The following is a 16,798-nucleotide window of genomic DNA, read 5'->3' as shown; positions in this document are numbered from 1 at the left end:
GGCATTAAAAGAGTTTGAATAGCTTATCCATACGGCGTTGTTTTTCATTTTTTATATAGTTTTTGCGGTTATCACAGAAATTCTTATCTTTTGTAAATTCGATTCCATTAAAGATGTGCTCTTTCATATAAGTATACTTTTTCGGGCATTCTTTTTTTAAAATATCGGCCTTATAGCGATAGGAAACAAAAGTTTCTGCAAAGTCTTCTAAGGGATTACTCTGAGCGTAGCGAGAAAGAAAACAAGAATTCTCTCCGTGAGACCAAGTTGTATTATATAAGTCAAGACCAAATGAAAATGTTGTCTCGCTACTCCATCCACTCACTTCATTCCACTCATTAGATCGATCGGCATCAAGAGCATCCCCAATATAATGGCCAAGTTCATGAGACATTGTAACGACTTTTTTATAGTCTTTTCCTATTTTCTCCCAGCAGTCAAAAAAGCGAAGTTCCGCATTGGCTGCAACACAATTCCCTCTACTGGCATACATAGCATAAGTCGTTCCTCGCAAGTGGCGAACAAGACTTCTGTTTTTTTCTATCGGCAACATTCCATCGGGAAGGTCTCTTAGTCCATTAATCACAAGTTCAAGCTCTTTAATAGTCCAAGGGGATGTATTTTTAAATGAAAGATGCGAGCCATTGAGACCGTACTTATCAAGAATATAAACTAAACGAGGTGCCAGCTGATCGCCAAAGATTTCTTTGGCAGCGCAAAGGACTTTCTTACATTTACTTGAATAAGTCTCAGCTTCACTTGAAAAGAGCTCTACTTTAGTTGTTAGCTTTGAAAAAGCATCGAGTAGTCTTGGATTTTCATCAACAAAAGAGATTCCATTAATTTCTTTTGAAACACGATCTTTTGATTTTGAGAGATTTTGAACGTAATTATTATAAAATGAATCATCTTCTTGATAAATGCAAATTGAGTCTTCAACAACAGGATCTCCTGCTACGAGATAATACAATTCACCAACTTCAGCAAGCTTGGAAATGGGAGAATTCACTTCGATAAGATTATGACAATCTCCACTAGTCTCATGGGCCTTAGCGCTCAATACAAAGAAAAGAATGATTAAAAGAGAGCGCATCACTTTTTCACCTTATGAAAAAGTACAGACTCGACAACTCCGACCTTTCCTTTTGTAAAAATAAGCTTTACGCCTTTTTTTGGATAAGAAAGAACGTAACGTTGTATTTCGTGATTTGAAGATGTCTTACTAGCAGGAGTAGCCTTTTCATAATCACTCTCTAGCACCCATTGACGAATATCTTTCATAAAAAGAGTGTTTTTAGGAAGATGATAGAGAATGTATTCAAGAGAATTATCTTTATAAGAAATTGTTGTATCAAATTTTTTCCAACTGAGTTGATAGAAGTGAATACTTCCTCTTTCTTTTTCAGCTGGACCAAGAAGCTTGAGAACTTTTGCTCGATCGAGTTCAATGATTTGAGTTTTACTCAGTTTTACTGGAAGTTTAGACCAAAGATTTTGATAAAATGTATCTGACATTTCGGCGGCACAACTAATACCCGACAAAAAGACCATAACAAGCAGCAATTGTTTCATAGATTCTCCCTAGAGAATATCGACAATTTTAAATATTTCTTGATTAAATCTTGGGCCTATAAAGAATTCTAAAGTAATGCCTTTATAATTCCTGCTAAGTCTTCTAAAGAAATTGGCTTACCAATAAAGTCGGTCATACCAGCATCTAAACACCTCTTCTTATCTTCTTCTAGAACATTTGCTGTCATGGCCACGATCGTTAAATCACGACGAAATTTTAAAATTTCTTTTGTCGCACTAATTCCATCCATCACAGGCATTTGCATATCCATAAAAACGAGAGTGTAATCTTTGTTTCGAACCATCTCAACAGATTCAAGCCCATTTTCGGCCATATCAACTTCATAACCCAGACGATGAAACATTCTCTTAGCAAGTTTTTGGTTTATGAGATTGTCTTCAACAACGAGAATCGATTGTGGATATTTCTTTGAAAAATTCTCCAACTCCTCTTTTGTATCGACTTTAATTAAAGAGCTTTTATCTGGAACTTTCAATGGTAGTGTAAAAGTAAAGCACGCTCCCTTGTCCTTTTCACTTTTAACAGAAATATCTCCTCCCATCATTTTAGCAAGCTTTAAGCTAATAGAGAGCCCAAGTCCTGTACCACCAAATTGACGTGTCGTACTGGCATCGACTTGATGAAAGTCTTTGAAGAGTTCTTTTTGATCTTGCTCACTAATTCCAATTCCACGATCTAAAACTTCGATTTTTAATAGAAATTGATCATCACTAGATTTTTTACCATCGATCGTGACGTAGACATTTTCTTTTATTGGAGAGAACTTAATTGCATTACTTAGCAAATTCATAATGACTTGTTTAATACGAATGACGTCTCCAAGAAAAAGAGACGGTAAAGAATTGTCAAGATGAGTGTTAATCGAAATATCTTTTTCTTTCGAAATCTGTCCCATCAAATGGGACACTTCATCAAGTGTATTTTGCAAATGAAAAGGATGTTCTTCTAAGATAAGTTTTCCAGCATCGATCTTAGAGACATCTAAGATATCGTTGATAATTTTTAAAAGTGTCTCGCCTGAAGACTTAACAGTAGACGTCATATCACGTTGATCATCGGTAAGATCGGTTTCATTCAGAAGCGAGATCATTCCAATAATTCCATTCATTGGAGTTCTAATTTCGTGAGACATATTGGCAAGAAAGTTAGACTTAGCAACCTCTGCGGCCTTTGCTTTTTCTTGTGCCATTTTAAGATCGGTTATATCGAAATGTGTCCCAGTAAAACGAATCGGCTTTCCCTCACTATCACGGCCAGAGATTCTTCCTCGGTCTAAGATATAAACCCAATGACCATCAACATGTTTCATGCGATGAATATTTTCGTAACGATCAGTTTCACCGTCCATGTAGCGTTTAATATCAGTGTAACAATTTTCTAAATCATCTGGGTGGACTCGATCTTGCCAAGTAGAAAGCTCCATTGGAAGAGTTTCGATATCAAGCCCTAACATCTCGGCCCATCGCTTATCAAAACAGACATCATTTGTGACGAGATCCCAATCCCAAATACCAAGTCCAGCCCCTTCAAGCGCAAGGTCTAAGCGTTCATTAATTTCTTGAAGTTTCTTTTCATAATTTTTCTGATCAGTAATATCTGAAAAAGTTGTGACGGCAACAAATTGATCTTCAATTTCAAGAGGAAGGGAATTGATATTAATCCATCGGTTTAAACCATTAACTTCTAGACCCATGACTGTTTCAGAAATGGCCTTCTTCTCTTTTAAAACACGATTAGATGGATGATCGTCTGGTTGAAAAGGCTCACCATTTTCTTTAATTGTCTTCCACTTGGGATCATGATTATCACTACCAAGTAATTCGTCTTCGCTAATATTAAGAATTTCAAGGGCCCTATCATTAAAGTCAATCATCTTCCCAGATTCATTTTGGATGACAAGACCATCCATGACATTATTAATAATCTTATTGAATTTATAATTTTGATTTTCAAGAGTTTTAGCTAGTTTTTGCATTTCTAAATAGCAAACAACTTGCTTAGAAAGTGATGTCAGCGCAATTTTTTGAGCATCAGTTAACTCTTTAGGTTTATCGTCGATGACACAAAGGGTACCAATTTTAAATCCATCCGGGGTAACAAGAGGAGCACCTGCATAGAAGCGAACATGAGGCTCTCCAGTAAGAAGTGGGTTGTCGCAAAAGCGATCATCTTTTGTTGCATCAGGAACAATAAAAAGTTGATCAGACATAATGGCATGACCGCAGTAAGAAACATTTCGAGGGGTTTCACTGGCCTCTAATCCATGGCGTGACTTAAACCATTGCCTATCTGTATCAATGAGGCTTACCAAAGCGATCTTTGCTTCACAAATGGCCGCAACACTACAAGTAATTTCATCGAAAATTGCTTCTTGGTCAGTATCTAGAATATGGTAGGACTTAAGCTTTAAGATACGCTCTTTTTCGTCCTTAGGAATTGGTGCTTCTTTCATTTCTTGATTCTTTCGTTAAGTCTAAAATAATCAGATCTTAAAAAATTATTAACAAGAAATATTCTATCAAGATTTGCTAATTTCAACCTAAAGAAAAGTTTAAAATAACTCGGCCATCTCCACAAGGATCTGCTTATATCCTTGTTTTTTAGCTGACTTTGAGAGCTCTAAAAGACCCTCTCTCGTCAATTCAACGTCCTCAGCGTTAATATAACGATCAATGAAGTTATCCCCGCTAAAATCACTACGAATGAGAGGGCTCACATTCGGATGACCATTGAGGCGAATTGAGAAATTAAGGGCATTAGCAAGATAGGCAATTTCTCTCTCGCTGAAGTTTCGTACATCACGATACATGGCCACATATGCCTCAATAAATCGTTTCCCATATGAACTTGATGTTCCCGCAAGAGCGATAATTTCCTTTGCATTAAGCTCTGCCCCTAGATCGTAGAGAGATTTCAAAATAAGTTCATCACGAGTTGTCCAAGAGATTAATTTATTTGCATCGATCTTTCCAAAATATGGATCGTTTCTTACATTCGTAGTTTTTGTCAGTTTATAAATAGGAATAAACTCGATCTCTTCTATCTTCTTTAGAACAGCACTACTAAGTTTTAACTCTTTGTAGGTATCAATGCTCTTTTGTGAAAGATTCTCAATCGCAACGGTTTCATAATCAGTTGCAAGAGACATAAGACGGGCCCATGCTATTTTATCACTCGTTCTAGAGAGCATGTCCTGTATGTGATGTAACTCCATAGAAACTTGGTAAGATTCCATAAAATTAAGCATATAATCAGTGAAAAAATCTTCGAGCTCTAAAGCGTAGCGAAATGTATACTGATTTTGTAATTGAATAGTTCGATCAATGGCATTGGCAACTTTCTTCGCTTGTAAATACGTCAAATCACCCTTTAGCTTCTTATCTAAAATATAACTTTCTAGAAAGTAATAACCATATTTTGGAGATAGCTTACTGAACTCAATTGCATCATCAATATCCATTTGAGCGTGATACTTTTCAAATGTGTCGAGAATCTTATCATCTCTCTTTGTCCAACCGAATTGGTCAACTGCACCAGAGAACTTAAAAAATCGACTATCGCGATCAGGTAAGTTCGTTGATCGAGCAATCGAACTTCTTTTAATTTTTAGATGTGTTAGAGATAAATTAGCAAAGGACTGAAACTTACTTAATAGTGAAGTGCAATTCGAACTCTCACTGGCCATGGCCATAGGAGAAATACTCAGAGAAAGTGAAAAGAGAATTGCATAGTAAGTCGTGTGTCTCATCATTGTGCCCATGTTTAAATTAACTTGATACCTTTAAGGTATCAAAAATCTCAATAGAGCTTGTTCTAAATAAGGCCTTTTGAATTTTCTACTAAAGATGTCTAAACTCTAGTCACTTTTCTTTTGTATCAATTTGTAACGTTTTGTAAAATTTATGTAATTATAGAACTTTAGAACTATTCTCTGTGCCATAATTCAAGAGTGCTTGAATTAAGCAAGGAAGAACAATGAAAAAACTAATCTCATTTTTTGCTCACAGACCTCTCTATGCCAATATACTCATGTTTGGACTGGTTATCAGTTCTGTCTTTTTCTGGTTTCGCATAGGTAAAGAGGAAATGCCAGAGTTCACATTTAACTCAATTAGAGTTTCCATCTCTTACCCAGGAGCTGCTGCTGAAGATGTGGAACACTTCATTATTCGCCCAGTAGAAGAGGAACTTAAAGGACTTAGTGGACTAGATGAAGTCACAGCAACGGGATCTTATGGATCAGCAACATTCTCAATTTCTTTTGAACCTACAGTAGAAAACCTCGCTGAAAAGGTACAAGAAGTAAAAGATGCTGTTGAAAAAGTTGATCTTCCTAGCGATGTAGAGCAACCAGTTTATCGTCAATTTAAAACTTCAGAAAAGGCCATCATCGATATAGGTCTGTACTTAAAAGATACAGAAATACATACAGTAAAATCGAGGGCCCTACTGCAAAAACATGCGCTGGCCATAAAAAATAGACTGATCAATTTACCAGAAATCAGCAATGTCGATGAAAGTGGCTATAGAGAGCCAGAAATTCACATTAAAATTCTTCCTAACAAATTAAAAGAATTAGAAATCTCTCTCTCTGAAGTGAAGCAACAGATCTCAAAACAGCATATTCGCTCCCCAATCGGAAGCATGGAAGACAAGTCTGAAACAGAGATTACATTGAAGGCCGAGCTGGATACTGTTGAAGACTTAGAGAATGTCATCATTAGTAATAGCTTTAGTGCTAAGAAAATTTATCTAAAAGATGTCGCCACTATTGAGAGGGCCTTTGCTAAGTCAAATTCCATCACAAAGATTCAAGGACGAGAAGGAATTAAGCTCAATGTAAAAAAGAGTAATTCTTCAGATATCATTTCAGCACAAAAGGCCATCGTTAAATTTCTCGCGACATACAAAAAACAAAATCCAAAATCCCCTGTAGGTTTAGTTCTCATTGATGACGAATCTTATGATGTAAGAAATAGACTCGAATTGATTGGGGCCAACGGAATTATCGGTTTCATTCTTATTGTTATTATTCTCTTTATCTTTTTAGATTTCAGGGCCGGTGTATGGGTAGGAATGGGGATACCTTTCTCATTGGCCTTTACGCTTATCAGTTGTTACTTAATGGGCTATACAATCAATAATATGACCCTCGCAGCGATTATTATCGTACTTGGGATTGTTGTCGATGATGCCATTATTGTTGCTGAAAATATATCAAGAGAAGAACACCACGGAAACTCCCCAGGAAAATCTGCGGTTGAAGGTACAACAAGAGTTATTCTTCCAATTATTGCTAGTGTCTTAACAACTTGTGCAGCCTTTGTTCCTCTTTATTTTTTCGAAGGACGCTTTAGTCTCTTTGTTAAATATATTCCGGCCGTTATCTTTCTTATGCTCTTTGCAAGTTTAATTGAATCTTCTTTCATTCTACCTTCACACATGATTCATAAACTTCCAGGAGAAGATCTCTATAAAAAATTCTTTAAAAAGAACTACGTATCAATCTTCAGAGAAAAATACATCCATGTTTTGGAAATTAAATTTGAAAGAATTCTAATAAAGCTCCTGCCATGGAGAACAATTATCTTCGGTGCATTCGCTCTTATGCTAGTGCTCTCTGGCTATTTATACAAAGAAAAACTACGCTACGTTATGTTTCCAAGAGAGGAATCACGTGATTTCACTTTAAAAGTTGTTGCCACAGAAAACCTAAAGAGACTTGAGATGGCAAAGAAAGTTTCTGAAATAGAAAAGCTCATTCTCGATGATCCCTATAAAATCGTCACTTCGATTCGAACGACAATTGGACAGAGTCGACGTGGAGGAGAAGTTAAAGAAAATGAAGCGACTCTTCGTGTAGAGGTTGTCCCTCCATCTGAGCGAGAGATCTCGCTCAATAAATATTTAAAAGAACTAAAAAGTAAAACAGATCAATTTAAGGGTTATAAAGAGATCAGAGCACTGAAGAGTCGATTTGGTTCAGGGAGTGGTAGTCCAATTGCTATTCAAGTTCAAGAGAACGATGATGTTCTTAGAAATCAAGTACTCAACGAATTAAGAGAAAAATTAGTAAAAATCGACTATCTCAGTAACGTTGAAATAGAAAGACCTCTTCTAAAAGATGAGTATCTCATGATTCCAAAAAAAGATGCTATCACTCAGCTCAATGTTGATTTCGAGCAGCTCTCAAGTTCTCTTAGGGCCTATATTCAAGGATCAACACTTTATACACTTAGAAAAGGTGACGAAGAAATCGATGTCAAACTGACAACTCAAGAAGAAAACAAGCGCGACATTGAAACTATTCTCGATCTGAAGATTTCAAACTCAGGTAATTATCTTGTACCACTGAGAGAACTTGTTGATGCCGTGAAAGGAAAAAAGCCTTCAAATATCCAAAGAACGAATTTTAAAAGAGCAAACTTCATCTATGCCGATATCGCTGAGGGAAAAAAAATTACTCCTTTAGAAATCGCGGATCTTTTAGAAGAGGAAGTCTTTCCATCTGTATTAGAGCACTCTCCTTCAACAATTCTAAAGTTTAGAGGAGAAATCGAGGATTCAAGGGAAGCGCAATCTGACTTTGGAATATCAGTTCTTCTCGTCCTTGGACTTATCTATGTGCTTTTGATTTTCTTATTCAATTCTATGCTAACTCCTCTTCTTATTGGAACGATAATTCCTTTTGGAGTGGTAGGAGTTATCTTCAGTTTCTATGCTCATGGGATGATGCAATTTGGTTTCTTTGCCGTTGTTGGGACCTTGGGAATGATTGGTATTGTTATTAACGACTCCATTGTTCTTATCGATAAATTAGAAGAAAAATTCGAACCAACCGACTCCAAGAAAAATCTCTTTGAGCAAATTGCGAGGATCTCATCGACAAGGCTTAGAGCAGTCGTTGTAACAACACTGACAACAGTAACGGGACTTTTTCCTACGGCCTATGGCCTTGGAGGTTATGATTCGATGCTTGCTGAAATGATGCTTGCTATGGCATGGGGACTTCTCTTTGCCATGTTTATTACACTATTATTAGTACCGTGCTTGTACTCATATTTCATACAATTGAGGATGTTATGGAAAAGAATCTAATTGGAACAATAGTAACGACACTCGTTATTAGCACTTCAAGTTTTGCACAAAAACCAACACTTGGTGTAAATGAATATATCGAACTTCTAAAAAAGAACGATCCTCAGTTTGAATTGATCATTAATGAGCGTCTAAAAAAGGAGTATCTCGTAGATCAGGGTCTTCCCTCTCGTGAATTTCTTCTAAGTGCGAGTACTGAATATGGTTTTGCTCTTGATGACAGTGAAAATACAAATCAAACAACTGTTGAGCTATCTAGAACCTTAATTGAATCAGGAACAGAGATCACTGTTTCAAGATCACAGAATAAACTTTCTGATCGAGAAGAAACGGTTTCTTCTGTAGAGATTGAACAAAAAATTATTAATGACGGTTTTGGAAGTAACACAAGAGCAAAAAAGAAAGTCCTTCAAAATGAAGTTCAGATACTCGATCTACAAATCAAAGAGAGCTATGAAGACTATATAGAACAGAGACTTAGTGCTTATTTTGAATTAGGACAACTATACACTGAGCTAAAATCATCAAAAGAGATTTTTGAAGAAGCAAAAAAACTCTATCAAGAAGTTCTAAATAAGAGAAAAAAGAGTATAGCAAGCACAACAGATGTAAAGAGAGCTAAATTACAAATGCTTGTAAGAGAGGATGAGTACTTAGAAGGCCAAACCGCCTACACAAAAACAGTTCAATCACTTTCAACTTATATTGGTAAATCACTATTAAAAGACATACCAGAATTTAAGTTTGATTTTTCAAAGCGTCTAACAGAGGCCCCTCTTAGAGAAGAAGAATTAAAAGAATATCGCTCATATCAAATCAAGGATATGACGACAAAGAATGCCAAAGAAAGCTTAGACATTGAAAAAAACAATGGTGGTCTTAGTGCAAGCATCGTGGCCGGAGCGAGTTTAGATGACTCAAAGAGATTTTCAACAACAGTTAAGAATGAAGAAATGCTCATTGGCCTAAGAGTTGATATTCCTTTTGGTGACTCAAACCAAAAAGCGCTCAATCAAAAGGCAAATTACGAGTACATTAAAGCAAGAATAGAAAAGAAAAATTATATTAATGAACTCCTTTCAAATCTTTCACAATTACAAATTGAACTAAACAATAAAAAACGCAAGTTAGAAATAGCAAAAGAAAAATCGATTCTCTCAGAGAGTATCGTTAAAGAAGATACAAAACGTTATGAAAATGGAAGGCTCTCCCTAGAAGAGCTCATTACAACAAGAAATAACAGAGCGACTTACAAAAAGGCCTATATAAGTGAGCAAATGGCCTACAATAAGTTAGTCGTAACATTTCTCTCGGCCACAGACCGTCTTATAGACTAGTAAAAAGGGACCTATTTTTACTTAATTCGATACGAATTATTGACGAACACCTAGCATAAGGGCTATTTTCACATATTCATCAAATGCGAGGCCCTATGAAATTCTTTCTTCTCTTATCTTTCACAATCAATATAGCGAATGCATCCTATTCAGGTTCTAAAGTAGAAGAGGTATGGAACATTCTAGAGGAGAATCCCTATCAAATGCTACCTCAGACAAAAGTAAATATGAAGCGTCTTACAAAATGGGGAAAATCAAAACTCGCACAATCAGCAAGGCGCACTCTGGACAATAGAAATGATATTCTTCCCTATTTTGAAAAACTTGTTCATGCTAATGGAACTTGTCTTCTGGGAGAATGGACAATTACACAAGAAACGGCATACTCTGGTTATTTTAAAAAAGATTCAAAAGGGCTTATTATCGCAAGAGCATCAAGTGCTCTCTCTCATACAGAGTCAGGAAAAAATCGTAGTTTTGGCCTTGCGGGAAAAATCTATCCAACAGCGGATTTCTATCATGAAGAAAATCTTGTTCCGGCAAACTTTTTTACTATCGACGATCTAGCAGGTACTAAAGTAAGCCAATTTTCTAAAGCGGCCCTCACTAACGAACCAGATATTTCATTGAATTTTGGATCGATCTTTCTTTTAAGAATGGCAGCATTTGTCGCGAAGATTTTTAAAAAGGCCGATGAGAACCCAAATATTCGCCAGCTATGGCAAATTTCATCACTAGGAGAAAGTGGTAACGATTATATTAAAACTCCAATGTGGATGAGATTAAGAGCAAATAAGAACTCTAAGGGTCTGTGGAGTTATGACTTTAGAGATGAGTTTGCTAGCTACATCGAGGCCAACAATCACATGACTTTTGATATTGAAGTTGCCGGTAAACTTGAAAATGGTCACAATCAAAAACAAGTTTTCAAAAAAATTGGAAAAATTGAATTCTTTAAAAATGTCTCAAGTAAAAATTGTGATCACAGACTTCATTTTAATCACCCTCAATGGAGAAGTGATATTAAATAAGTTCCGCTCTTCAGTTCATCTAAATCAACACTTCCACTTACTATTCTTCCCATGTAGATCAGTCCATCTGAGTGGGAAAAGTCCTTATAAAACATAGCAACATCTCCCCAAGGAGAATAGTAAGTAATATCCCCTTTTTTAGGAGTATATCCGTTAGGTGCCCCTTTTAAAGAGAGCTTCTTTGGAGGATAAAAGATTTTTTCAATAGAAGCATAATCTTTAATCTCAATAGAAAGAGGAAGCTGTTCAATTAGACTCTTAGAAGTGCTATTCATTTCTAATTCTAAGATTAGTTCTTGTGTTTGATTTGAAATTTTAATCTTCATAGTTTTTTTACCCATTTGCTCAATTGACAGGCCATAGGTAGAGAGAAGAAATAAGCAGCTCATCAAAAGTAATTTCATTTCCTCTCCCCCTCTAATTATTTTACTTCGCTTACAGCTTTTTCGTATTGTTCATCAGAAACTTTTTCTAGCCAATTAACATTTTTGCCATTGTTATCTTTTTCTTGAAGAGCAGTGTGAGTAAGTTCATGCTTCACTCCCGCCCCATGCCAGTGCTTCACTCCAGCAGGTGTCCAGACAACATCGCCGGCCTTAAGCTTACGTGCATTTTCGCCCCACTGCTGAACCAGTCCACTTCCCTTTGTTACAACGAGAAGCTGTCCTTTTGGATGTGTGTGCCAAGCAGATCTCGCCTTCTTAGAAAAAGTAACATCTGCTCCAGTAAGTTTAGAAGTTCCCTGTTCTGTAAAAAGCATTTTTACAGCAACACTTCCCGTAAATACTGGTGATGTAGAATTAAAGTGCGCAACTTTAGACTGCTTTGTTATGACCATCTTCCTTGACTCTTTCTTGCCTGCAAAGCTGGAGCATCCAACTAATTGCATCGCTATGATTGTCGTAATTAAGATATTTACTTTCACAAACTCCCCTAAGTATTTGGTTGTTGATTAGGTCTATTATCCTATAGATCATTTTTTCTATTAATGGCATAATGATTAAAGATCTATTAACTAGAGGTTCACAATGAATAAAGACCAATTTGACGGCCTTATCGCCTTTAAAGTTGTCTCAGAGGAGAGAAGCTTTACTAGTGCAGCTGAAAAACTTCAAATCTCACCTCCAGCAGTCAGTAAGATGATTTCCCAACTAGAAAAGAAAATGGGTGTCACTCTCTTTACCAGAACAACGAGAACCGTCAGTCTCTCTGAAGCTGGACGACTTTTTATGGAAGAAGTTGGACCTGCTATAGATCAAATTATGAATGCTCAAAATAGAGCTAAAAGTTTTTCAAAAGTTGCCTCAGGAACTTTAAAGATAAACATGCCAGGTGTTCTCTTTCCCTATTACTTAGCAAAGATCATTCCAGGTTTTTTGAAAAAGCACCCCGATGTCACTGTTGACCTCTATAGTGATGATCAGGCCTCGGATATTTTTGATAAAGGTTTTGATGCAGGGGTGAGAACAGGAGACATAATCGCTAAAGACCTTACGGCATTTAAACTTTTTGGACCCGTAAAATTTGTGACAGTCGCTTCTCCAGAGTACTTGAAAGAGATGGGAACACCTAAACACCCAAGAGATCTATTAGAACACAATTGTATCAGGCATCGATTTGGCAGTGGTAATAGTGTTTACGAGAAATGGGAGTTTGAAGACAAGAAAAAAGAATTTGCCGTTACAATATCGGGAAATACAATTCTCAATACATCAGAATCAATTCGACACGCATGCCTTCAAGGTATTGGTATTGCCTATACAGAATTTGGAAATGTAGAAAAAGATATTAAACAAGGAAAGCTGATTCTTATACTAAAGAATTATCACGCACAGGAGTCTGGTTACTTTCTCTACTATCCAAATCGATCACAGGTCTCTCCAACTCTAAGGGCCTTTATCGATTATATTAAAGAGATAAGAAAGTAGTTTCTCCGACAAATTTACTCAAGACCAAAAGTTATCAATTCATTAACCCTCAGTTAACAATTTTATAATTAAATTGAGTTATCATAGGTATCGAAATATCAATTAACATTTATAATGAGATTCACATAAAAAGGAGAATTTATGAAAACTGTTGGTTACGCTGCTCAGTCTAAGGACTCAGGACTTGCACCCTTTCATTTTGAAAGAAGAAATTTACAAGATAACGATGTTGCTATTGAAATCCTTTTCAGTGGAATCTGCCACTCAGACCTTCACACTGTTCATGGAGACTGGGGAGATCAGGCCTATCCACTCATTCCAGGTCATGAGATCATTGGAAAAGTTATTGATGTGGGAGCGAAGGTAAAAGATTATAAAGTTGGAGACAGTGTTGGTGTCGGCTGTATGGTTGATAGTTGCCAGACTTGTGACCAATGCCATAACCACGAAGAACAATACTGTAGAAATGGTCTTACACCAACATACGGTGGAGTTGAAAAAGAAACGGGAAAGACAACTCAAGGTGGATACTCAAAGCACATTGTTGTTAGAGAGGAATTCGTTCTTAAAGTTTCCGATAAACTCGATCTGTCAAAAGCGGCCCCAATTCTTTGTGCAGGGATTACAACTTTCTCGCCTCTTAAAACATGGAACGTAAAAAAAGGAACAAGAGTTGGTGTTATTGGGCTTGGTGGATTAGGTCATATGGGTGTAAAACTAGCTGTCGCTATGGGCGCAGAAGTTACAGTCATTAGCCGCTCAACAAGTAAAGAAGAAGAGGCAAAAGCAATTGGAGCCAAGGGAATCTTATCTTCAACTGATCAAGATGCCATGGCCAAAGCACAGTCATCTTTTGATTTAATTCTTGATACAGTACCAGTTAAACACGACTTCAATACTTACACTCCACTTCTCGATGTCGATGGAACACTTGTTGTCGTTGGTCAAATTGGACCAATGGAAGAAACATTTACTGCTCCTCTCATTTTTGGAAGAAGAAGAATTGCTGGGTCACTGATTGGTGGAATTAAAGAAACACAAGAAGTTCTGGACTTCTGTGCAGAACATGGAATTCATCCAGAGTGTGAAATAATCAATCCAGAACAAATCAACGAAGCATGGGATAAATTACAACAGAGTAACCCAGCACACCGTTTTGTTATCGATATGAAGAGCTTAAATCCATAAATTTATCTTGGCCCTAGTTCCCTAGGGCCTTTTTAAATTGCTGACAAGATTCAGAAAACTCTCTTAGTGAATTCCAAAAAAGAGTGGCATCATCTTCATTAAAATTCTCTTTTCCTAGCCCAAGAGAAAAAAGAGTTTTCCCAGAAAACAAATGAATGGGAACAATTTCAGAACCTCTTCTAATTAAAGCAACATCACTCCAATTTATCTTTTTAAAATCTATTGTCTCATCATAGCTATAGGTTCTCTCAGTTTTAATTAAACCATGATCACTATAAGACTTAAAAAAGTAATGATAATATACCTTCAAGCGGCAATCGAGATGAATTATCTCCTCTATTCTTTTAAAGCTTTTGGAAGAATCTTTTTTTTCACGCATCGTATTTCGAATAGAATCATGATTCATAATGACAGTATTAAGTTCTTGAAATGAGCTTTCAACGCGATCTAAGAGCAAGTTGTACTCATTGGCCTGGGCCAAGTTTGCTTGAATCAGAATAAAGGACAGTAATAATAAATACTTCATAATACTCCTCAAAGTCTTATTTTGAACAATAAGGGATATTTATCTCTGGGTCCTAGATACTTACATTTTTACATGCTTTTTATTTACTATAAATTAGCGCCTTCTTCTTCGATTTTTCTTTTTCTTCGAAGGAATTTGAAACTCATGATGGAATGGCTGATCACGGACAACTGAGATATTTTCACCAATGAGCTTTTGGATATTTCGAAGAAAAGGCATATCTTTGTCACTACAAAGAGAAAGGGCTAGACCATTGTTGTTCGCCCTTCCTGTTCTACCTATTCTATGGACATAGTAAGTTGCATCCTCAGGTAGATTAAAATTAATGACAAGATCAATACCACCTATATCAATACCACGAGAGGCGATATCTGTTGCAACGAGAACTCTCACCTCTTTATTTGAGTAGAAATGAATGGCCTCATTTCTTTGGGCCTGAGTGAGATCACTGTGAATTTCTGAGGCTTCAATCTGCGAACGTTTTAATAAATCAACAACCTCACGAACACCATATTTTGCCTTACAGAAAATAAGGACCTGCATATCAGAGAATTGTTCAAGGAGACTTAAAAGAAGATAATTTTTATTCTCTTCGAGACAAAAATAAACACTCTGATCAATATTCTGGTTTACAGTCGATTCTCGTTCAATTTCAATTTTCTTAGGATCAATCTGTATGGAACTTGAAATTTTTTCTATCGCCTTTGGCATAGTTGCCGAAATAAGAGCAGTCTGTCTTTTGACAGGTAGTTTTGAAACGATAAAGTCGATATCATCTTTAAATCCCATATCAAGCATCATATCAGCTTCATCTAGAACAAAATAAGAAAGATCATCAAAGTTAACAAGACCATCTTTAATGAGATCTACTAAACGTCCAGGTGTTGCCACAATAACTTGACCATAACTCGAAAGCGAATCGATCTGTGCCCTCTTACTAACTCCTCCAATAATAAGGCTAGAAGAAAGAGATGAATACTCGAGAATAGAATTGATGATTTCGTGAGTTTGAATGGCCAACTCTCGTGTCGGTGAAAGTATAAGTAATTTACTCTGATCACCACGATCAAAATCATTCAATAGACGACTCAAAAGAGGAAATAAAAAGGCAGCGGTCTTACCGGAACCAGTTTTAGCAATACCAAGAATATCCAATCCATCCAAAAGAAGAGGAATAGCATTAGCTTGAATCTCTGTAGGCTCTTTATAACCAGATTTCAGGATAAAACTATCCACAAGATTATGAAGTTGTAATTGTTTAAATTTAGACATGATGACCTCAATAGAAATAATACCCTATATCTAAACCGAATCTAAAGATAATTTAAGTATTTTTTTCAGCACAATTAAGTTTTCTCTATAGAGCGGGACAATCGTGATACGAATTTTTTAACAAAGGAGAGAATATGAATCATTTGATTAGCGTAGGCTTAACTATTGGAATTTCCCTTTTATCTATCCATACACAGGCGGGATTTTTTGATCTTTTTAACAAAGAAGAGAGAGTAAACGGTGTGGCCATGCATATGTATGAAGAGCAGCAATCAGACCAGCTTTCAAAAGTCGTTTTTGATCTTCATAAACAATACGGACTCTTTATCGCTCAATATAAAAGATATACTGAAACATATATTGGAAATCATAATAAAGACACATTCCAAAACAATGCCATCAAAATTACAGAATATAGAGATCTTAAATTTGTAAAAAATGGTCAAAGATATGACTTGTACACGATGGGACTCATTATTAATCTTGAAAATCAATACAGTGAAACAATCGACAAACTTTTTAATGATATGAAAACAATTGCACACCACGTGAGTATTGACGGAACTTCTAATTATGGAAGAGGTGGAACACACTTGATTGGCGAGAATATCGAAGGGATTCGCACTTTAATTTTAAGATGTAAAAAAGAAATATACAGTGATGCTAGCGGCGGTAATTCATGTACCACAACTACAGACAAAATTGATTTTTCAAATGATAAAATTAAAGTATCAGTTTCAGGCTCCCAAGGGAAAACGGAAGTACCTAAAGAAAATTTAAAAAATTGGAGTGATGATTACTGGAATAATCGTTTCTAAAAAATA

14 protein-coding genes are annotated in these 16,798 nt (G+C 36.2%); 6 read left to right on the top strand and 8 right to left on the bottom strand.

Annotated elements, in window-relative coordinates:
• Nucleotides 1-4: 4 nt before the first annotated feature.
• The 4 genes from HBN50_RS03540 to HBN50_RS03525 all read right to left on the bottom strand — a co-directional run bounded on the left by HBN50_RS03540 (nt 5) and on the right by HBN50_RS03525 (nt 5,354).
• Complete coding sequence (locus tag HBN50_RS03540; protein ID WP_273867984.1) at nt 5-1,093, bottom strand: putative zinc-binding metallopeptidase; 1,089 nt, start codon at nt 1,091-1,093, stop codon at nt 5-7.
• Entirely contained in the window at nt 1,093-1,572 is a 480-nt protein-coding gene (locus HBN50_RS03535) for a hypothetical protein (RefSeq protein ID WP_273867983.1), read from the bottom strand. Before HBN50_RS03535 ends, HBN50_RS03540 begins: the two co-directional genes overlap by 1 nt.
• Before the next feature lie 68 nt (nt 1,573-1,640).
• Nucleotides 1,641-4,046: an ATP-binding protein gene (locus tag HBN50_RS03530; RefSeq protein ID WP_273867981.1), complete on the bottom strand. Its 2,406-nt coding sequence runs from the start codon at nt 4,044-4,046 to the stop codon at nt 1,641-1,643.
• Between the two features lie 99 nt (nt 4,047-4,145).
• Nucleotides 4,146-5,354, bottom strand: a complete 1,209-nt coding sequence (locus HBN50_RS03525) for a hypothetical protein (RefSeq protein WP_273867979.1) — start codon at nt 5,352-5,354, stop codon at nt 4,146-4,148.
• A gap of 215 nt (nt 5,355-5,569) precedes the next feature.
• Here HBN50_RS03525 and HBN50_RS03520 point away from each other — a divergent pair, with 215 nt between their 5' ends.
• The 3 genes from HBN50_RS03520 (at nt 5,570) to HBN50_RS03510 (ending at nt 11,060) form a co-directional block, all read left to right on the top strand.
• Nucleotides 5,570-8,692 (top strand): efflux RND transporter permease subunit, encoded by a 3,123-nt coding sequence (locus HBN50_RS03520; RefSeq protein ID WP_273867977.1) that lies wholly within the window; start codon nt 5,570-5,572, stop codon nt 8,690-8,692.
• Nucleotides 8,677-10,029: a TolC family protein gene (locus HBN50_RS03515; protein WP_273867975.1), complete on the top strand. Its 1,353-nt coding sequence runs from the start codon at nt 8,677-8,679 to the stop codon at nt 10,027-10,029. Before HBN50_RS03520 ends, HBN50_RS03515 begins: the two co-directional genes overlap by 16 nt.
• Nucleotides 10,030-10,124: 95 nt before the next feature.
• On the top strand, nt 10,125-11,060 hold the full coding sequence (locus HBN50_RS03510; protein ID WP_273867973.1) for a hypothetical protein: 936 nt from the start codon (nt 10,125-10,127) through the stop codon (nt 11,058-11,060).
• Here HBN50_RS03510 and HBN50_RS03505 read toward each other — a convergent pair.
• Entirely contained in the window at nt 11,036-11,464 is a 429-nt protein-coding gene (locus HBN50_RS03505) for a cyclophilin-like fold protein (RefSeq protein ID WP_273867972.1), read from the bottom strand. The two genes, HBN50_RS03510 and HBN50_RS03505, sit on opposite strands and share 25 nt — an antisense overlap.
• A 17-nt stretch (nt 11,465-11,481) precedes the next feature.
• The gene (locus tag HBN50_RS03500; protein WP_273867971.1) at nt 11,482-11,985 is read right to left on the bottom strand and encodes a (R)-mandelonitrile lyase; all 504 of its coding nucleotides are present in this window, start codon (nt 11,983-11,985) and stop codon (nt 11,482-11,484) included.
• Between the two features lie 103 nt (nt 11,986-12,088).
• On the opposite strand from HBN50_RS03500, the gene HBN50_RS03495 reads away from it, so the two are divergent.
• Nucleotides 12,089-12,988 carry a LysR family transcriptional regulator gene (locus tag HBN50_RS03495; protein WP_273867970.1) on the top strand — a complete coding sequence of 300 codons (900 nt, stop codon included), beginning with the start codon at nt 12,089-12,091 and terminating at the stop codon, nt 12,986-12,988.
• Nucleotides 12,989-13,129: 141 nt separating this feature from the next.
• Entirely contained in the window at nt 13,130-14,176 is a 1,047-nt protein-coding gene (locus tag HBN50_RS03490; protein ID WP_273867968.1) for an NAD(P)-dependent alcohol dehydrogenase, read from the top strand.
• Nucleotides 14,177-14,189: 13 nt separating this feature from the next.
• Here HBN50_RS03490 and HBN50_RS03485 read toward each other — a convergent pair whose 3' ends face one another.
• Complete coding sequence (locus tag HBN50_RS03485; protein WP_273867967.1) at nt 14,190-14,702, bottom strand: hypothetical protein; 513 nt, start codon at nt 14,700-14,702, stop codon at nt 14,190-14,192.
• Between the two features lie 93 nt (nt 14,703-14,795).
• Nucleotides 14,796-15,974, bottom strand: coding sequence for a DEAD/DEAH box helicase (locus HBN50_RS03480; protein ID WP_273867966.1), 1,179 nt, complete (start codon nt 15,972-15,974; stop codon nt 14,796-14,798).
• 134 nt (nt 15,975-16,108) lie between these two features.
• Here HBN50_RS03480 and HBN50_RS03475 point away from each other — a divergent pair, with 134 nt between their 5' ends.
• Nucleotides 16,109-16,792: a hypothetical protein gene (locus HBN50_RS03475; protein WP_273867965.1), complete on the top strand. Its 684-nt coding sequence runs from the start codon at nt 16,109-16,111 to the stop codon at nt 16,790-16,792.
• Nucleotides 16,793-16,798 lie beyond the last annotated feature (6 nt).

This window comes from Halobacteriovorax sp. GB3, assembly GCF_028649655.1.
In the GTDB taxonomy this organism is placed as follows: domain Bacteria; phylum Bdellovibrionota; class Bacteriovoracia; order Bacteriovoracales; family Bacteriovoracaceae; genus BSW11-IV.
This window is presented reverse-complemented; position numbering and strand designations above follow the sequence as displayed.